Source organism: Deinococcus betulae (genome assembly GCF_020166395.1).
Classification (GTDB): domain Bacteria; phylum Deinococcota; class Deinococci; order Deinococcales; family Deinococcaceae; genus Deinococcus; species Deinococcus betulae.
The window spans coordinates 1-18491 of sequence record NZ_JAIQXU010000037.1 but is presented as its reverse complement, the minus strand read 5'-3'; the positions used below and the strand labels follow the sequence as shown (position 1 = coordinate 18491).

Genomic DNA, 18491 nt, shown 5'->3' with positions numbered 1-18491 from the left:
AGATGACCATGACGAACACGATCAATCAGCATGCCCCTTCTACAGCGGCTCCTACCTTCCCCGGCTGGCCTATCTTCGAATCTGACGAAGTGCAGGCGGTGACAGCCGTCCTTCAGTCCGGCAAGGTCAATTACTGGACCGGGACAGAAGCCCGCGAATTCGAGCGCGAGTACGCCGAGTACCTTGGGGTTCATCATGCTATCGCGCTGCACAATGGCACGCTGGCTCTGGAACTCGCCCTGCACGCCTTCGGGATTGGGGCCGGCGATGAGGTTATCACTACGGCCCGCACCTTTATCGCTTCGGCCAGCGCGGCCGTCATGCGCGGCTGCGTACCGGTCATCGCCGATGTAGATCCAGTTTCTCAGAACATCACAGCTGAGACCATCCGGGCTGCGCTCACTCCGAAGACCAGGGCTATCATCCCCGTTCACCTGGCCGGCTGGCCGTGCGACATGGATCCCATTATGGAGTTGGCCCGCGAGCACGGCCTTATCGTCATAGAGGACTGCGCTCAGGCCCACGGCGCCTTTTACAAGGGCCGCCCGGTGGGCAGCATCGGCCACGCAGGCGCGTTCTCGTTCTGCCAGGACAAGATCATGACCACTGGCGGGGAAGGCGGCCTGCTCGCCCTGAACGACAGCGAGATCTGGAAGAAGGCCTGGGCCTACAAGGACCACGGCAAGAGCCACGACGCCGTATACAACCGCGAGCATCCGCCCGGCTTCCGGTGGCTGCACGAGTCGTTTGGCACCAATTGGCGCATGCTAGAGGTCCAGGCCACAATTGGGCGCCTGCAACTGCGGAAGCTGCCCAGTTGGACCGAACGTCGGCGGGCACACGCCGCCATCCTGACCGAACGTTTCGCGAAGCATCCTGCCTTGCGGTTGACTCTGCCAGGTGCAGACATTCAACACGCCTATTATAAGTACTATATGTTCGTGAGCCCTGAACGCCTGGCTCCGGGCTGGGATCGTGACCGCGTCATGAACACTGTGGCCGCTCTGGGTGTACCGTGCTACAGCGGCTCGTGCTCCGAGATTTACTTGGAGAAGGCGTTTATCGACGCAGGCTATGGTCCGGCGGAGCGTCTTCCTGCTGCGAAGGAACTCGGTGAGACCTCCCTGATGTTCCTGGTGCATCCGACCCTTTCGGAGGCGGACATGCACCGTGTGGCCGACGCTGTGGACCATGTGATGGCTGAGGCGCAGCTCCGGTGAACATTTCCTTGCGAGGCGTACGTGTATGAAACGTTTGCCTGTGAAAGCGCTGATTGACCTGCTGCTGTGGGGGCTGGCAGCCCTGCTCGCCTACGCCTTTCGCAAGCCCTCTCTGACCGAGATTGGTGTTCCCCAGAACGTCTGGGGCTACGTGGCCCTCAGCGTCGTGGTGATGGGTATGCTTGGCCGGTATTACATGCTTCCACACCAAGACTGGCGCCGGGTTGGGGTCAAGGATCTCATGCTGCTCGCGCGCGCGGCAGCAGTCGCGACCCTGGTGATGTTCGCCGCCGGTTTCATTTTGCAGAGTTGGTTGCAGTTGCCGCGCAGCGTACCGCTGCTTGGCGGCATCCTTGGCTTCCTGATGATGGGCGGCGCGCGTCTCCTGGTCCGCATTCTGGACGAGCAGGCGCGCCGCCAAGCAGGCAGCGAGCAGCGGCGAGTACTGATCGTCGGTGCGGGAGACGCCGGCTCTCTCATAGCCCGCGAGATGCAGCGACACCCGGAAGCAGGTCTGAGTCCCATCGGCTTCCTTGACGATGAACTGGCCAAGCAGCGCCAGCGTATCGTCGGACTGCCGGTCTTCGGTACCGTTACAGACCTGCCTGAAGTCGTGCAGCGCGAGGAGGCGCAAGAGATTCTAATCGCCACCCCTTCAGCGCCGGGTGATTTCGTCCGTCGCGTCGTCGAACTTGCCGGTCAAGCTGGGGTGCGCTACCGCATCATTCCTGGCGTTTTTGAGATCCTGTCTGGCGAAGTGAACATTAACCAGATCAGGGACGTCAATCTTGAGGATCTGTTGCGCCGGCCACCTGTCGAACTGAACACAGCCGAGATCGCCGGGTATCTCCGCGGCCGCGTGATCCTCGTGACTGGCGCCGGGGGGAGTATCGGGTCCGAACTCGTTCGGCAACTATGCCGCTTCTCTCCTTCCACCATCCTACTTTTCGGTCGCGGCGAGAACAGCATCTTTGGAATCCAGCAGGACCTGATTCGGAATTGGCCTGAGATCAAGCAAGTGGGTTTGATTGGCGACGTCCGCGACGCCCAGCGCCTGCGCGCCGTCTTCAAGGAATTCCGGCCCGAGGTGGTGTTTCACGCTGCTGCCCACAAGCATGTACCCCTTATGGAACAGGTTCCCTCCGAAGCCATCCTCAACAATGTGGTTGGCACGAAAAACGTCGTGGACCTATGTCTGGAGTTCGGGGTTTTCCGTCTGGTGAATGTGTCCACTGATAAGGCAGTGAACCCCACCAGCGTGATGGGCGCTTCCAAGCGAGTGGCCGAGATGGTCGTGTCGGCGGGTGCGGCGCGGGCGAGGGAAGACCAGGCCTTGGTTTCCGTACGTTTCGGTAACGTGCTTGGCAGCCGCGGCAGCGTAGTGCCGACATTCATGGCCCAGATTCGCGCCGGCGGGCCGATCACCGTGACCCACCCCGAGATGGTCCGGTATTTCATGACTATTCCAGAGGCGGCCCGACTGGTCCTGCAAGCTGGTGGTCTCGCCGAAAACGGCAAGGTATATGTCCTAAACATGGGCAACCCGGTTAAGATCGCAGAACTGGCCCGTGACGTCATCCGTCTCTCTGGTGCCAGGAACGTGGATATCGTTTACAGTGGCGTGCGCCCTGGGGAAAAGCTTTATGAGGAGCTCTTGACTGCCAGTGAAGGGAGCGACGCCACCACCCACAGCGAGATTTTCAGTGCTAAGCTCGGAGCGGTCGACCCTGCCATTATCGCTCGCGAACTCGAAGTCTTATGTGCATATGCTCAGAATGAGGATGCTGACACGATACGGACCGGCTTGACGCGTCTGATTCCGGAGAACAAGTTTGGCCGTATTCGTTGAGCGTTAAGGGCGGTAAAGTTCATGCGGTCAAGATAGAGGTTGCAGTCGGCTGTTTCCCTAGTATAGGGATTTTGCAGCGTGACCGTGATGGGGCCGCCTGAACTAAGTAACTCGCAGATATATTTTAGACAAACCGGACGCCGAGGGTGGTCAAGGCGATGTAGAGAGAATCGCGCAGCTGTGCCACAGAGTCGTAGCAGCGCCTGGGCATCAAAAAGCCCTTGAGTCGTCGCCAGACGGTCTCGATGTGATTCAACATCGGCGCGTAGGGCGGCAGATACTGGAGATACAGACCCTGAGCCGCCCAGTGTGGGATCTTCTTCCGCAGGGCAGCGCTCTTGTGAAAGGGCGCATTGTCCAACACCACCACGGTCAAGCGCTGGGGGTCACAGGACCGTGCCACGGTGTCGAGGAAGGCTATGACCTGTGCGCTCGTGCAGTTTCCATTCAGTTCGCGCACGTCCAAGTGGGTCTTGGCCCCGTCAAACGTGAAACAGCCCATGAGATTGATGCGTCCACTTGGCCCCCACCGTGTGGGGATCTCAAACTGACAGCCTGAGCCCCGAGTGGTCCACGTCGAACCGATGGACAACATCAATCCCAGGCCGGTCTGGTCCAGAAAGCTCAGGCGAAGTTTGCCGTCCAGCGCCCCCTTTTCAGCGTCTCAATGGACGCGGCGTGTTTGTGGTGCACAGCCGGGTCGAGTGGTTTGGCGGGTGAGTACCCCGCCCGCTTCCAGGTGTAGCCCAGACGGTGCAGATGCTGGGTCATGGTTCGAGGACTGATCGTCACCTGAAAGTGCTGCGCCACGGCGTCACAGAACATCAAAGCCGTCCAGAAATGGTCTTGGTGCAGTTTCTCATGCACGAACGGCTCGATCTCTGCGGTGACCAGCGGTGGTTTGCCTGGGGCTTGCCCATCAGCCAGCCCCGCGATGCCGTGCTGTTCAAAGCGCGTCAGATCGTGGTGCACCGCTTGTGGATTGCGGTTAAAGTGCTGCGCGAGTTAGGTGACCGTCCACCCCGCGCGGTGCAACCGAAGTAGGGTCGCCCGAAATCACACTTTCGGATGCACATGGACATTGAATTCCAGTGCACGGAACTGCTGGTCGGCGGCGTCGCTGATCTCGATCCTTCGTGCCGGGCGGCCCATGTCTTAATCCTACTTCTTATTCGCACTCTACTTAGGAAGCGCAGCAGTTGCCGGCGAGTACCTGCATTGGCAGTCTGAATGACCTGTCCTTCCTGGCTGAACCTTAGCTCTGGAAATGCGCCTCTTGCTTGCTGTGCCTGCAGAGCATGGCGTGAATACTACTGGTACGCTATTCACCAGCCAAGTGCTTCGGGTTTCCGCTAACCAACGGGCCCCAGCGGCTGCCGGAACAACCACCTCTAAGGCCGCGCAGCCCGCGTCCTGAAGTCGGACATTGTCTAGATTCGCGAGGCGCACCTCCGAACGGTAGTAATCATTCAGATACGCCAGCACCACCTGACCGGCAACCGGCACTTCAAGTTCCAGTGTCTGTCCCGCACGAATCTCGGTGCTCCGCAGCCAACGTGAATTCACAGAAACATCTAAACGTGGCCAACTCTCTCCACCTGAGTCGCCACGTGCCCTAATACGCAAGACGCCAGGTTTGCAGACGTGCGCTTCTACCCAGCCGTTCGCCAGCAACGCGAACCCTTCGCCTTGCTGCAGGACACTTCCAGGCTCCGACTCGTACCCAGGCCTGAACACGGCTGGCGCAGAGGAGCGCTGCTCAGGAACCATTAGAGCCAGTTCCGGCGCTGAGGGTGCCGCTTCAATCAGGCTCAGCAAGCCGGCAGTGGCCAGAGCTACAGCACCCATGGGCCATACCCAACCTATCCTCCCTTGCTGCCCTGTCATGGCTGCACCTCCACGCTCCAGGCCCGCTGTGCTACCTAGATGTCCCTGGATAAGGGAGCAAGTCCAGGCGCTGAGTGCCCTGCTCTGCCAGGCAGGTTTTCAGAACAACCACGGGTGCAGCGCCTATCTGCACCGTGAATGGCACAGTTTGCACGGCCGCACAACTGCGTCGGCAGGTTCGCAGGACTGCCCGGTAGGTTCCTGGAGCCGAAGGGCGACTTCATATAGATCCCCGCGACTCGCCTCACCAGGCAGTTGCAGGAAGGAGACTTTGCCAGCAAACTTCGCGGAAGGTGCTGCCAGCGCGAGTACCGGCACCGAGAGTACCAACAGCAGGGTGGATGCGACGGACCCTGTCGTCCAGCGAATTGACTTGAAGTGGAGTAGGCTTGCTCCTGCGGTCATCCAGAATAGCTCAGCCGGGATTATTAAGGTATTGTAGTTCCAGGTTGCCACCATGAGCCCTCCCGTAACGGCGAGCGCCAGGGGGTCACGGCTATACCACGCTCCAGTCAATACCCCGCCGAGCGGAGCAAACAAGCCTACAAGGCCGAGCGGCCCCGTTTCGGCCAATTGCTGCAGCGTCACGTTATGCGCTTCAACCACGGGTCTCCCAGTTGCTTGGCCCACGCTGGGCAAATCCGGGTCTCACCCTGCGCCCCCGTGAACCACTCGCAATCGCCAGCAGGATCCAGACCGCTCCCCAGTCGGTAGCTGCCCACCCCGCTCCACAGGGCGCTCCGGATCACGTCTAGCGTGTCGTTCCAGATGACGTCACGCCCAGTGTTGTCTGCTTGTAGGAGTCTGGTGACACTGCTGAGTTCCAGACGCTCCCCAACAAGTAAAGCCCCAGTCAGGGCCGCGCCAATGAGCAGGATGACCCTTATCCCCTGCCGCTGCCGCACAGCGGCGCCCATCAGCAGCCCGACCACGGCCGCCAGTAAGCGGGCCACGGCTGCCCGAGGGAAGCAACATGCCTGCCGCTAGGGCCGCTAAAGGTAGCATCCACACCAGCTTCCCCAACCCGAATGCCGATAGCCAGATGCCAACTGCCCCCGCGAGGCCCAGTGAGACGGGTGTCATAAGCGGATGGGTCAGCCGGGTACTCAGGAAATCCGTTCCACCCATGACGCTGTAGACCAACGCGCTTATGTACACCATCCCCAGACCGAGGCCCAGGGGCATCAAGCGATTGGCCTGACCCAGTGCCGCCCCCTCACCTATCAATCCCAGCATGAGCAGTGTCCGCGCAGCAGTCAGAACGCTGGCCAGCAAAGGTTCTGGAGCAAGTAGGGTCGGTATCTGCTGGCTGAGGGCATAGAATCCCAGCAGTCACCACGCCGCCTGAGGCAACTCGCGGCAGAACTAGGAGTGCAACGGGAGAAAGCCCATAGGCCACCAGCAAACCAGTCAGCTAAACAGGGAGCCACCGCGGCGCAGTGTGCGGTTCAAAGGAGGCACTCACGCCCATGACTATAGTGACTGGCTCTTTCCTGTTGCCCTTGGGCTATTTTCTTTCACAAAATAGCCAGTGGAACATAAGGTTCACCACGCCAGCCGTCTTGGTAATTCTGTCAACTTAAGGCCGCTAGGGTGGCGGGCTGTGAGTGACCAGAAGCCTTGCTGCCACCGTTTTTCCTTCAACAGCATCGGTTACGCGCTTCAGTTCTAGAACCGCTTCCTGTTGAGGCAGCTTGATGTTCAGGACCTGTTCTACTAATTCAGTATTCAAGTCTGTCACAAGACCCTGTGACAGCGAAACATCAAATCCACGCTACTCCTGAGGGAAGAACTACGCCGAGGTTCTCAATGTCCTCTGGACCAGCGCGGTAAAGTACTCTCTACCCTGTTTCAGGGGTACCAAGGTAGGGAGGCGGTGGACTTCCTTCTCCATCTCCATACGTCTGATGGGGCCTACAACATGCTAGACGCCATCCCCACCGTGGAGTTTTGGGGCAGCTCTTCGGGAGATGTCCATGCTTCCACCCGACAAAAAGGACGCGCTCAGCTTGGCTTCAAGCAATGATGGCGAACACAGGACTTTCTTGCCTTGCATGTCCGAGTCTCTAATCTTTACCGCCACCCTCGAACCGCTACCCCTGATGCTCCTAGTGCATGACCACAGGCATGACAGGCGTTATTATCAGGGATGGGCCGACAGAAACAGTGGGTCGTGCAGCTGAGCGATGATGAACGGCAACAGCTCACCGAGATGACGCGCGCATGCCTGCTCTTGCTAAGCGATCAAGGCCTGTTGGACCGAGATATAGCCCAGCGACACAGCGTGAGTGCCGCGACTGTGGCGTCCATTCGCAGGAAGTATGTCGAGGGTGGTCTTCAGGCCGCTCTGTACGAGAAAGCACGACCAAAGCAGCCTCCGAAACTGAATGCTCAGCAGACGGCGATCCTGATTGCTGAGGTGTGCTCTACTCCCGACGGCCGGGAGACGTGGACGATGCAATTGCTGGCCGACCGGCTGGTGACATTGGGTGTCGTGGAGAGCATCAGTGACGAAACAGTGCGGCGCACGCTGAAAAAAACGCGCAGGGACCGTGGCAGGTTCAAAGTTGGTGTGTCGCCCAGGTAGGCGCAGACTTCGTCTGGCGCATGGAAGTGGTCTTGGACTCGTATGCCCAGCCCTACGATGCTTTGCGGCCGGTCATCTGCTTCAATGAAAAGTCCTACCAGCTGCTTGATCACGTGCGGGATCCACTGCCCCCCGTGCCGAGACACCAGGCACGGGTAGACCATAAGTACAAACGCTGTGGCACCGTCCATTTCTTTGTCGCGCTGGAACCCTTAACGGGTCAACGCACGGTGACGGTCACCGATCGACGAGGGAATGCCGACTTTGCTGTGCAACTCCAGTGCATGGAGCGCTTCACAAATTCGCCTGGTGCTCGATCAGCTCTCGACGCATACCCCAGCAGCGCTGTACCAACACCTTCCAGCCGAGGAAGCCCGGCGATTGACCCGCCCATTCGAGTGGATCTACACGCCTCCTGGCTGAACATGGTTGAGCTGGAATGGTCGGCCTTACAACGACAGTGTCTGGGGCAGCGCGTGGCCAGCAAAGATGCCATTGAGCGTGAACTCCATGCCTGAGAAACAGACCGCAATGCCTGATCTGTCCGCATCAATTGGCAATTTTCGACATCAGCAACTCGAGACAAGCTCCAAGGCCTCTATCCCACCCAGGAATAACGACCGACATCCCTGTGGTCATCCACTAGGGCAAGGAATGATGCAGCAAGAGGCTTGACTCTCAAGCCGCCTGCTAAAGCCCTGTGTCCTCTGACCTTCGTAGATGCCGACCTACCATTTCGCGTTGAGCTACGCACAGGCGCAAACCTTCCGAACAGCGTCCCATAACGGCGTCAAACAATTTCACATTCAAAAGCAAAAACCTCCGCCGAGGCGGAGGCTTATTCTGGTGACCCCAACGGGATTCGAACCCGTATCGCTACCTTGAAAGGGTAGTGTCCTAACCGTTAGACGATGGGGCCACACCACTTCAGTTGTGCTTTGGCTTTCGCCGCCGCTGACTGCCTTTCAAGGGGCGCCGTTTCCGGCACGCACAGAAAGATACTGGGTTTTCTGGGATTCGTCAAGCCGGGGCAAAGAAGGAACGTGCTGCCTCACCCCGGCCAGCGCCTTACATATGCAGCGAGCGCTTATCGGCCGCCAGGGCGGCTTCCTTCACCACTTCGCTGAGGGTGGGGTGGGCGTGCACGGTGCGGGCCAGATCCTCGCTGCTGCCGCCAAATTCCATGATGGCTACGACCTCGCCAATCAGTTCGCTGACGTTCGGGCCGACCATATGAACACCGAGCAGTTTGTCGGTCTGCGCGTCGGCCACCACTTTCACGAAGCCGCGCGGGTCGCCGTGGCCCAGGGCGCGGCCGTTGGCGCTGAAGGGGAACTGGCCTGTTTTGACCTTCAGCCCCTTCTCCTTGGCCTGCTTCTCGGTCAGGCCAGCCCAGGCGATTTCGGGACTGGTGTAAATCACCCAGGGAATCACGTCGTAGTTGACGTGCCCGGCTTGCCCCGCCAGCATCTCGGCCAGGGCCACACCCTCTTCCTCGGCCTTGTGGGCCAGCATGGCGCCGCCAATCACGTCGCCAATGGCGTACACGCCGGGCAGGTTGGTGCGGAAGTGCCCGTCCACCTTTACGAAACCGCGCTCATCCAGCGCCAGGCCCACAGCCTCGGCCCCCAGTCCCGCCGTATGGGGCACGCGGCCGATGGAGACGATGAGTTTGTCGAAGCGGGCCGTGACTTCCTGCTCTTTTTCGGTGTAGGTCACGCTGACGCTAGTGTCGTCCTGCTCGACCCTGCTGATGTTCACGCCAAAGTGGAAGGCCAGGCCCTGCTTCTGGAACTGCTTCTGGGCCTCACGGGCCACGGCGTCGTCGGCGGCCATCAGGAAGCCGGGGAGGGCTTCAAGCACCGTCACCTGGGCGCCCAGGCGGCGCCACACGCTGCCCAGTTCCAGACCAATCACGCCGGCGCCAATCACGCCCAGTTGGCCTGGGACTTCCTCAAAGGCCAAGGCGCCACTGTTGTCCACCACATGACGGCCGAAGGGGGCCAGCGGGAGCGCGCGGGGGCTGCTGCCCGTCGCCACGATGACGTGCTTGGCTTTTACCTCGATGCCGGCGGCGTCCACGACCCAGCCGCCTTCGTCCTGGCGCACGAGGCGCCCTAGCCCGAAGAAGGAAGTCACCTTGTTCTTCTTGAACAGGTAAGCCACGCCGCCCGTCAGCTTGTCCACCACGGCGGCCTTCCGCCCGAGCATCTTGCCCAGGTCAATGGTAGCGCCCTGAACGTTGATACCGTGGTCGGCAAAGTCGTGCTGCATGACTTCAAACTTCTCGCTGGAATCGAGCATGGCCTTGCTGGGAATGCAGCCCACGTTCAGGCAGGTGCCGCCCAGGGAGGCCTTGCCGCCCCGCTCGAAGGCGTCCACGCAGGCCGTCTTAAAGCCCAGCTGCGCGGCGCGAATGGCGGCCACGTAGCCTGCTGGGCCGCCGCCGATGACCAACACGTCGTAAGAATCCATAGCGTCTCTGAGCGTACCACCGGCCTCTGGGCGCAAAAGCGGCGCGTTCCTGTGTCGGGGACACTCTGCGGCCAGGGTCCTGCCCCCGGTGGGGGACACCGCAAGTGTGGCAATGTCTCCGGTCAACGCTCCCTAAGCTGAGAACATGATGAAGAAAGTGGTGGTCATGTTGGGTCTGGGTGGGCTGTCGGTGGCAGGGGCCCAGGAGGCGGAGGCCCCTTTGCGGTATCAAACCGGTCAGGTGAGCCTGCTGGGCGGCAAGGCCCAGCTGAACACGGGCGCGGGCCTGCGCTACCTGGACGCCGCGGGCGCCCAGCAGGTCATCGTGTCCCAGTGGGGCAACCCCCCGGAGGCCGCCGAGGACGTGCTGGGCATGATTGTTCCCGCTGGCCTGGACCCCAGCACCAAGCAGGGCTGGGGCGTGGTGATTACCGAGAGCAAAGACGGTCACGTCTCGGACCAAGACGCAGCCGGCATCAAGTACGACGAGTTGATGCGCACCATGCAGGCCGCCACCGCCGAGGACAATCAGGCGCGCGAGGAAGCCGGCTTTGGCACTGTGAGCCTGGTGGGCTGGGCCGATCAGCCCCGTTACGACGCGGCCACCCACAAGATGTACTGGGCCAAGGAACTGACCTTCAGTGACAGCCCGGGCGACCACACCCTGAATTACGCCGTACGCGTGCTGGGCCGTGACAACGTGCTGGAACTGAACGCCGTGGCCGGAATGGCTCAACTGCCGCAGATCAAGCGCGACATGGCCGCAGTGCTCAAGCAGGTGTCGTTTACGCCGGGCGCACGCTACGAGGACTTCAATTCGGGGACGGACAAGGTGGCGACCTACGGCCTTGCCGGCCTGCTGGGGGTGGCGGCGGCCAAGAAGGTGGGCCTGCTGGCCGGCGCTCTGCTGTTCCTGAAAAAAGGCTGGGTGCTGGTGCTGGCGGCGCTGGGGGGTCTCGGCCGACTGCTAGGCCGCCGGGCCAGGGGATAACGCCGCAAGGGGAGGGGCGGCGGAGAAGTCAGACCGCCGCCCCTCCTGCTTTTGCCCTCAGCCTGTGGTGGTCCGGGTCAGCTCAGCGTAGGCCACCGCCACCTGGGCCGCCACCGCCGCGTTGTGACGCACCAGGGCGATGTTGGTCTCCAGGCTGCGCCCGCCTGTCAATTCCACCACGCGGCCCAGCAGGTAGGGCGTGGTGGCCTTGCCAGTCAGGCCCAGCGCATCCATGTCGGTCAGGGCCTGGTCAATGTGCGCGCCAATCTCGGCGGCGGGAATCTCGGCGGCCTCGGGAATGGGATTGGCCAGCAGCACGCCGCCGGACAGGCCTAGGGCCCACTTGGCTTGCAAGACGCGGGCCGCCTCTTCTGCAGTCTGGACCGTTAGGGGCGAGGCGAAGCCGCTCTGGCGTGAATAGAAGGCCGGAAACTCCTCACTGCCCAGCGTGATGGCGGGCACCCCCTGGGTTTCCAGGACCTCCAGCGTCAGGCCGATGTCGAGAATGCTCTTGACCCCGGCACTGACCACGCATACGTTGGTCTGGGCCAGTTCCAGCAGGTCGGCGCTGATGTCCATGCTCTGTCCAGCCCCCCGGTGAACGCCGCCCGTGCCGCCAGTGGCAAAGACGCGAATGCCCGCCAGCGCGGCAATCCGCATGGTGGAGGCCACGGTGGTCGCGCCGTGTTTGCCCAGTGCGACGGTGACGGGCAGGTCGCGCGTGCTGACCTTCTCCACGCCCTTGTCGGTGGCCAGGAGGTGCAGTTCACCCTCGGTCAGGCCCACCTTCAGGCGGCCGCCCAGCACCGCGATGGTGGCGGGCACGGCGCCCTGCTGGCGCACGACCTCTTCCACGCCGCGCGCCATCTCGACGTTCTGGGGAAAGGGCATGCCGTGGCTGATGATGGTGCTTTCCAGCGCCACGACGGCGCGGCCTTCTTTCAGGGCGGCGGCGACTTCGGGGTGCAGGTCAAGGTAGGTGGCGGCTCCGGGGTGAAAAGGGATGGGGGTGGTCATGGGGACTCCTTGGGGGTCAGGGCGGCGCGCTCGCGGATGGCGGCCGGAGTCAGGGTGGGGGAGACAGCGAGGTCGCTTTCCAGGGTCAGGGCGGCGGCGGCGTGGCCGTGGCGGGCGGCCTCGGCCGGGGGCAGGCCAGCGGCCAGGCCAGCCAGGAAGGCGGCCAGCATGGCGTCGCCGGCGCCTGTTACGTCACGCACCTGGGCGGGCAGGGCGGGGAGGCTATCTTCGCCGTCTGGGGCCGAAAGAAAACTGCCCTGGGCGCCGCGCCGCACCCACACCAGGGTGATGCCCGCAGCGTGGAGTTCGGCCGCCGCCGCCCGCAGAGCCTGGGGCTCGTCCGGCACCTCACGGCCCAGCAGCGCGCCCAACTCGGCGACATTGGGGGTGACGGCGTAAGGGGGCAGGCCAGCCGCCAGGGCTGGGCGCAGGCGGGCGGCCTTGGGCACGCTGACCGGCTCGAACACCACCCGCACGCCGGCCTCGGCGGCCAGGGTCAGCAGGTGGGCCAGGGCGGGCGCCGTCAGGTTGCCGTCGGCCACCACCCAGCCTGCGCCGCGCAGGGTGCCGCGCCGTTCTTGCAGCGCGGCGGGGGTCAGGGCGTCGGTGGCCGCCATGGCCGCTACGGCCACCAGTAACTCGCCGCTGTCGTCCAGCACAGCCGTATACGTGCCTGTGGCGACATCCGGCGCACGCAGCACCTGCCGGATATCCACACCCGCCGCCTCGGTCTGCCGCAGCAACCAGTCGCCCAGGGCGTCGCGCCCCACCGCCGACACCAGCGTGACCGGCACGCCCAGCCGCGCCAGGTTCTCGGCCACGTTGCGGGCCACGCCACCGGGGGCCTGGGTGGTCACGCCAGGGTTGCTGGTGCCTGGCAGTGCTGACGCCAGCGTGCGGGCTTTCACGTCCACATTCGCGCCGCCGACCACGACCATCCGGGTGGGGCCGAGGTCAGGCGGGAGGAGGTAGCCCCGGCCGAGCAGGGCGCCTTTCTTTACCAGATTGCCGACGTGGACATTCACAGCGGCGCGGGTAGAGCCGAGGCGGCGGGCCAGTTCCTCGGGGGTGGCCTGGGGTGCCGCACGGATGAGGGCGAGCAGGGCGGCTTCGGTTTCGGTGAGGGACATAGTTTTTCTATGGTAAAGACACTTATTGTGATAAGCAAGGTGGCTAGGTTGCTTTTCCCCACCCCCCCAGCCCCCCTACCCCAGCGGGGTAGGGGGGGGGCAACGTTGGCACTGGGCAAGAGTTGCTACTGGCGTTGGCCGGCTTGCTCTGTCCGTTTTCGTGTCTGGCCTCGACGCCATCCGCTGCCCCAGCGGAAGGGCCTGCGCGCTGCGCGCACAATGGCCTCGCCTGGACTTGGGCGGCACTGGGGCAGGAAGCCTTGGTGCGCTCAGCAGGTTCTACTTTTGAAAAGCTGTTGCGCCAGCATCTTCTAAAAGTAGAACCTCGTGTTTGAAGCGTCCCAGCCTTACGCCATCACAGGGCCAGCAACGGAAGCCGTCGTGCGCGCAGCGCGCGGGCGTGGGGCGATGGGCGGGCCACGGCGTCCACAGCGCAGAAAGACAGCACTTGTCCACCGCGCCAGTCAACCCCTGCCCAGTGCCAACGTCTGCTCCCCCGCCACCAGGTTTCAGGCCCGTGAACGAGGTCAGCGGCAACGCGCAGGCCGCGCAGGGCGGCGAAGTCGTTGCCCTCTGGGGCTGGGGGCTGGGGGGTGGGGTGACGAAGGCTTAAATTAACCTCCCCTGCCTATGCCCAGTCCTTACAGTCCCGCTTTCCCATCCGCCAACGCCTGAAGCGCCGGCCGCAGCGCTGGCAACTCCACCCTCGCCGTGTGCCAGATGAGCGCCGGCTCGATGCCGAAATAATCGTGGGACACCAGATTGCGGATGTCACGCAGCAGCGCCCAGGGCAGGTGCGGCGCGCGGTCCTGCACACTCTGGGGAATGAACTTGGTGGTTTCGCCCAGCCGGGCGAGATTGTGCAGCACAGCGTCGCGCACGGCCTCGTCGCGGGTGAAGGTCGTCAGCGAGTGGCCGCTCGTGTAGGCCGCAATCCGGTCAATGGCCGCCAGCAGGTCGTACACGCGCCAGCGCCAGCGTTTGGGACGGTGGGTGCGGGGGGCGGGGTTGGGGACGGCCAGCACGTCCACCGCGTCTTCCAGAATCTCGCCCCTCAGCGGGTGACGCAGGGGGGCGGCAGTCAGTACGTCGACCCGGCGGCCCAGCACATCCTCAAAGACCTCGCGCACCCGCATCAGGTCCAGCAGGCCGCGCGGCGTGCCGGGCGCCCAGTCCACCAGCAGGTCAATGTCGCTGCCGGGTGTGGCCTCGCCGCGCGCCACCGAACCGAACACACGCACGCGGCTGACCCCCAGGGCGGTCCACAGCGGCTGGGCGCCCCGCAGCGCCGCCGCGATGGTCGGAAGGCGCAGATCGGGAAACAGCGGCTCGGTGCTCTGGGTCACCCGGCCAGGATAGGGCACGTATGCTGGGAACCGTGATTGTCGCGGTGGGCCACGACCTGATTGAAATTGCCCGTATCCGGGGGATGCTGGCGCGCGAAGGCTGCCGGGCCGAGAAGCTGTTTGCGCCCACCGAACTGGCCTACTGCGCCCGGCTGAGTGACCCGGCCCCCAGTCTGGCGGCGCGCTTTGCCGCCAAGGAAGCCTTTCAGAAGGTCTGGCCACGCCCGCATGGCTGGCGGGACGTATGGGTAGAGCGTGAGCGCACCCCGGATGGTCCCTTTCCGTTTGCGCCGCCAGTCCTGGGCTTTGTTCCCGAGATCGCCGCCGAACTGGCCGCGCGCGGCTGGGTGGCCCACCTGACCCTGACCCATACCAAGGACCACGCCTCGGCCGTGGTGGTGCTGGAAGCGCGGGAGATTCGTCTCCATGAAAGTGCTGCGCCCATTACAGTGACACCGTGACCTCTGCTTCTCCAGTTTTGCTTCACCCCGGGACCATCCAGCGCGACAGTCGCCTGGCTCTGGGGATACTGCTGTGCTACTGGGTCTTCTTCATGCTGGTGAGTGCCGCTCTCCTGTGGGTGATCATCGCGTTGGCTGGGTCGGGGCTGCCAGCCCTGCTGCGGTGGGGCGCGCTGCTGATGCCGGCAGGTTTGCTCCTTCATCTGTGGTGGACCTCATTTCCTCGGCGGCGCCCAGCTCCGTTTGGAACGCCTGTAGCGCTTGACAGTGAGCCAGACCTGAAAGCGCTCATTGAGAGCGTTGCTCACGCGCTGAATGTGCCTATGCCCACAGAAGTGCGGCTGTTGCCCGACATGAATGCGTATATGTCTGTGCAGGGGGGCCGCTCCACCCTGGGCCTGGGATTGCCCTTACTGCTGTCTCTGCCCGGCGCAGAGGTTAAGGCCGTGATTGCTCATGAATTAGCCCACCTGGGCGGCGGGGACGCGGCGCGGGCCTGGCGGTTGGCCGGTCTGGCATCGGGGATGTTCCGCACGGCCCTGAGCCTGCGCCAAGGTAGTCCAGAGCGGGCCGTTGAGCTGTTGCCGCAGGGCCTGTCTACTGCCGTGGTGCTGTACCTCCTGCTGGGCAACTTGCTGGCGCTGCCTATGACGGCCCTGGCACGCGCCTACCTGCGGGTGAGCGAGCGGCTCAATCACGCCCAGGAGCACGCCGCCGACCAGGCCGCAGAGCGCGTGGCGGGGGCGGCCGCCGCCCACTCTGCCCTGCGCCGTATTGCGGTTGAGGCTCACCTGTTTGACGCCTATGTCGCGCAGGAGGTGGTGCCGCTGGCACAGGCGGGCTTCCGCGTGCCGCTGGCTGAGGGCTTTCAGATGTTCCTCAGGAGTGAGCAGGCCGAGCGGCTGCGGGGCTGGACGGCGCAGGACCTTCCAGAGCGTGAGGGGACCCTGTCGCATCCATCGCTGCGTGCGCGCCTGGACAGGTTAGAAGTCCCTCGGCCTGAGCATTTGCCGCCTGCAGAGCTAAGCTCACTGCTTAGGCAGGCTGACCGCTGGAGCGAAGCCTTTTATGTTCCGGCGTCAGTCAGAGCGCTGCGGCCTGTGCGTTGGGATGACCTGAACACGGCGCACTGGCCCCTGCACTGGCATGCGCTGAGCCAGAGTGAGGCTGTGCGCGCAGCGCTACGCGGCGTGACGCTGCTGGACGTGCCGGCCATCTGCGCCGACCTGAATGCCCACCTGCGGGCGCGTTTCACGCAGCTGCAGTACGAGGGGGTAGGAGGCGATGAGCGGCATGCCCTGGTGGCCTGGTTGGCCCTGGGTGTTCTGCTGGCCGCGCTGCGCCAGGGAGCACGCGCGCACGTGCAGCCCGGTCATCCCTGGGCGGCGCAGGCCCACGGGCAGACCCTGACGCCGGAACCCCTGCTCTGGCAGATGGTGACGCAGCCTGCGGCCCGCGCCGCGTGGCCTGATCAGATGGCGGCCTTAGGACTCCAGGACAGCCTCCTGCTGGACGGCGAGTGAGGCGTGGGCCCATGCCCATTCGCCTCATCGCCACCGACCTGGACGGCACGCTGCTGACCAGCGACAAGACGGTCAGCCGCCGCACCCGAGCGGCCCTCCATGCGACGCGTGCAGCGGGCATACCCGTGGTGCCGGTGACCGCACGCCAGCCGCGCAGCGTGCGGCCCAGCGCCGCCGCGCTGGGGTTTACCTGGGCGCTGTGTGGCAACGGCGCCCAGGGGGTGCATCTGCCCACGGGCGAAGTGTTGTTCGAGGCCCATGTGGCGGCCGACGTGCAGCGGGCCCTGGCCGGGGCGCTGCGCGAGCGGCTGCCGGACTTGCTGTTTGTCTCGGTGCGGCAGGGCGGCGAGGTGTTTGTGGCGCAGGACGGCTACGCGGGCCTGGCGCGCCTGAGCGACCACAACCGCGAACCCGCCGACATGGGCACTTTTACGCTGGACGAGGTGCTGGCCCAGCCCAGCCTGAAACTCATCGTGCGCCACCCCACCCTGCACCCGGATGAGCTGCTCCTGCAGGTGCGGGCCCTGGGGCTGCCCGGCTTTGCCGTGACCCATTCCGGCGCGCCGTTCTTGGAGGTGCTGGCCGAAGGCGTGAGCAAGGCCTGGGGCCTGGAACGGCTGTGCGCCCACCTGGGCATTGCCCGTGACGAAGTGCTGGCCTTTGGCGACGCCCCCAACGACGCCGAGATGCTGGCCTGGGCCGGGCGCGGCGTGGCGATGGCGAACGCCCACCCCGAGGCTCGGCAGGCCGCCGGTGAGGTCACCCTCAGCAACGATGAGGACGGCGTGGCGGTGGTGCTTGAAGCGCTGCTGGCCGGGTCTTTATCTGCCTGACATCCACCCGACCTGCCTCTGCGGTTACCCTGGGCCATGACTGCCCTGCTGCGTTCGGTCGCCCTGAGCCTCACGCTGCTGGTGCCGGCCGCCGCGCAGGGCACGCCCCCGCCCGCGGGCACCAGCACCGCCGCCGAGCGCACGGCCCTGATCCGTGGCCGCGCCCTGCTGACTGAGTTCTACGCGGTCCGGCTGGACGGCCTATGGAATGCCTTTAGCAGCGATGTGCAGGGGCAGTGGGGGTCGCTGGCGGCTTTCCGGGCCTACCGCCAGGCCGGCGTGACCACCTACGGCGCCGAGCGGCAGGTGGTGGGCGAGCGCACCTTCACCAATCAGGGCGAGACCTTCTATGTTCGCAGCGCCACCTTTGAAAAAGCCCCGCAGGCCGTCTGGGCGCTGGTGGTGGGCTTCACCGGCACGCGCGTGACCACCTTTGGCATTGTGCTGGAAGACGAAACCTCCGACGACCCGGTCGCGGGGCAAGGCTACGACCCGCTTTGACGGGCCAGTTCCAGGCCGCCGCTGTCGGTAATCGTGAAGGTGTACTCCTGGGCGCCGCGCGCCACCCAGTTGACGCGCTGATCGGTGCAGGCGGGCGGCAACGCCAGTTGCGCGGCGGTGGGATAACGCCGGTCCAGGCCGTTCTGGCGAAAGGTCTCTAGCTCTCGCGTCAGGCTGTTGGCACAATTCTGGGCCGCTGCCTGGGCGGTGACCTTGCCCACGTCGGCCGGCAGGGCCGTGACCTCAGTGTCTTGCAGGGCGCGCACCTGCGTTTCCAGGGCCTCAACCCGCGCCTGAAGGGCGGCGTTCTGAGCGCGGGCCTCCTGATCCTGACAGGCGCACAGCAGGGCGGGCAGCACAACAAAGAGGGCAGGCCACTTCACGCGGCGCAGCCTAATGCCCCGCCGTGAACTGGCCATGAACCGCAGCTTTACGCCTTGCACAGGGGTGGCCCGTTCTTTTGGAGAGTCGCGGCACGTCCCTCAACTGTCCTGATACGGACTCCGATTGCATCGTTATTCTCAACGATTCAATTTGACGAGAGGAAGCAGCAGCAAAACGGGTTTCGGGCGTGGAGTTTGAACATCGGAAAGGAGCCGATGTTTGAACGAAACACACGGAATCCGTCTGATACGGACTCCGATTGAATCGAGCAGAATTCTCGATGAAAT

17 protein-coding genes and 1 tRNA gene are annotated in these 18491 nt (G+C 63.9%); 9 read left to right on the top strand and 9 right to left on the bottom strand.

Annotated features, from left to right (window positions below):
- Window positions 1-8 precede the first annotated feature (8 nt).
- Together K7W42_RS20135 and K7W42_RS20130 are read left to right on the top strand one after the other, a co-directional pair.
- Window positions 9-1220, top strand: a complete 1212-nt coding sequence (locus K7W42_RS20135; protein ID WP_224576953.1) for a DegT/DnrJ/EryC1/StrS family aminotransferase — start codon at window positions 9-11, stop codon at window positions 1218-1220.
- A 25-nt stretch (window positions 1221-1245) separates the two neighbouring features.
- Window positions 1246-3069, top strand: coding sequence for a polysaccharide biosynthesis protein (locus tag K7W42_RS20130; protein WP_224576952.1), 1824 nt, complete (start codon window positions 1246-1248; stop codon window positions 3067-3069).
- Window positions 3070-3193: 124 nt separating this feature from the next.
- Here the strand turns inward: K7W42_RS20130 and K7W42_RS20125 are convergent, their stop codons facing one another.
- From K7W42_RS20125 to K7W42_RS20115, 3 genes are all read right to left on the bottom strand, one after another.
- Entirely contained in the window at window positions 3194-3664 is a 471-nt protein-coding gene (locus K7W42_RS20125; protein ID WP_255639516.1) for a transposase, read from the bottom strand.
- A 29-nt stretch (window positions 3665-3693) separates the two neighbouring features.
- On the bottom strand, window positions 3694-4041 hold the full coding sequence (locus K7W42_RS20120) for a winged helix-turn-helix domain-containing protein (protein ID WP_224576951.1): 348 nt from the start codon (window positions 4039-4041) through the stop codon (window positions 3694-3696).
- Between the two features lie 1499 nt (window positions 4042-5540).
- A complete protein-coding gene (locus K7W42_RS20115) occupies window positions 5541-5909 on the bottom strand; it encodes an O-antigen ligase family protein (RefSeq protein ID WP_224576950.1) in 369 nt (122 codons plus the stop codon).
- 1196 nt (window positions 5910-7105) lie between these two features.
- Between K7W42_RS20115 and K7W42_RS20110 the strand changes: the two genes are divergently transcribed.
- On the top strand, window positions 7106-7543 hold the full coding sequence (locus K7W42_RS20110) for a helix-turn-helix domain-containing protein (protein WP_224576949.1): 438 nt from the start codon (window positions 7106-7108) through the stop codon (window positions 7541-7543).
- Between the two features lie 20 nt (window positions 7544-7563).
- Window positions 7564-8061 carry a hypothetical protein gene (locus K7W42_RS20105; RefSeq protein WP_224576948.1) on the top strand — a complete coding sequence of 166 codons (498 nt, stop codon included), beginning with the start codon at window positions 7564-7566 and terminating at the stop codon, window positions 8059-8061.
- Window positions 8062-8387: 326 nt separating this feature from the next.
- Here the strand turns inward: K7W42_RS20105 and K7W42_RS20100 are convergent.
- Both K7W42_RS20100 and lpdA read right to left on the bottom strand, forming a co-directional pair.
- Window positions 8388-8462 (bottom strand) — tRNA-Glu (locus K7W42_RS20100).
- A gap of 149 nt (window positions 8463-8611) precedes the next feature.
- On the bottom strand, window positions 8612-10018 hold the full coding sequence (gene lpdA, locus K7W42_RS20095; protein ID WP_224576947.1) for a dihydrolipoyl dehydrogenase: 1407 nt from the start codon (window positions 10016-10018) through the stop codon (window positions 8612-8614).
- A gap of 145 nt (window positions 10019-10163) precedes the next feature.
- On the opposite strand from lpdA, the gene K7W42_RS20090 reads away from it, so the two are divergent.
- Window positions 10164-11009: a DUF2167 domain-containing protein gene (locus K7W42_RS20090; RefSeq protein ID WP_224576946.1), complete on the top strand. Its 846-nt coding sequence runs from the start codon at window positions 10164-10166 to the stop codon at window positions 11007-11009.
- Window positions 11010-11066: 57 nt separating this feature from the next.
- Here the strand turns inward: K7W42_RS20090 and K7W42_RS20085 are convergent, their stop codons facing one another.
- From K7W42_RS20085 to K7W42_RS20075, 3 genes are all read right to left on the bottom strand, one after another.
- Complete coding sequence (locus tag K7W42_RS20085) at window positions 11067-12026, bottom strand: pseudouridine-5'-phosphate glycosidase (RefSeq protein WP_224576945.1); 960 nt, start codon at window positions 12024-12026, stop codon at window positions 11067-11069.
- Window positions 12023-13156: a carbohydrate kinase gene (locus tag K7W42_RS20080; RefSeq protein ID WP_224576944.1), complete on the bottom strand. Its 1134-nt coding sequence runs from the start codon at window positions 13154-13156 to the stop codon at window positions 12023-12025. The genes K7W42_RS20085 and K7W42_RS20080 overlap by 4 nt, the downstream gene beginning before the upstream one ends.
- A gap of 641 nt (window positions 13157-13797) precedes the next feature.
- Window positions 13798-14502: a HepT-like ribonuclease domain-containing protein gene (locus tag K7W42_RS20075; RefSeq protein WP_224576943.1), complete on the bottom strand. Its 705-nt coding sequence runs from the start codon at window positions 14500-14502 to the stop codon at window positions 13798-13800.
- 32 nt (window positions 14503-14534) lie between these two features.
- Between K7W42_RS20075 and K7W42_RS20070 the strand changes: the two genes are divergently transcribed.
- From K7W42_RS20070 to K7W42_RS20055, 4 genes are read left to right on the top strand one after another with little or no spacing between them, the layout of a single operon-like run.
- A complete protein-coding gene (locus K7W42_RS20070) occupies window positions 14535-14963 on the top strand; it encodes a 4'-phosphopantetheinyl transferase superfamily protein (RefSeq protein ID WP_224576942.1) in 429 nt (142 codons plus the stop codon).
- Window positions 14960-16486: a M48 family metalloprotease gene (locus K7W42_RS20065; RefSeq protein WP_224576941.1), complete on the top strand. Its 1527-nt coding sequence runs from the start codon at window positions 14960-14962 to the stop codon at window positions 16484-16486. The genes K7W42_RS20070 and K7W42_RS20065 overlap by 4 nt, the downstream gene beginning before the upstream one ends.
- An 11-nt stretch (window positions 16487-16497) precedes the next feature.
- Complete coding sequence (locus K7W42_RS20060; protein ID WP_224576940.1) at window positions 16498-17319, top strand: Cof-type HAD-IIB family hydrolase; 822 nt, start codon at window positions 16498-16500, stop codon at window positions 17317-17319.
- 36 nt (window positions 17320-17355) lie between these two features.
- Window positions 17356-17820 carry a hypothetical protein gene (locus K7W42_RS20055; protein WP_224576939.1) on the top strand — a complete coding sequence of 155 codons (465 nt, stop codon included), beginning with the start codon at window positions 17356-17358 and terminating at the stop codon, window positions 17818-17820.
- Here the strand turns inward: K7W42_RS20055 and K7W42_RS20050 are convergent.
- Complete coding sequence (locus tag K7W42_RS20050) at window positions 17805-18203, bottom strand: hypothetical protein (protein WP_224576938.1); 399 nt, start codon at window positions 18201-18203, stop codon at window positions 17805-17807. The genes K7W42_RS20055 and K7W42_RS20050 overlap by 16 nt on opposite strands.
- Window positions 18204-18491 lie beyond the last annotated feature (288 nt).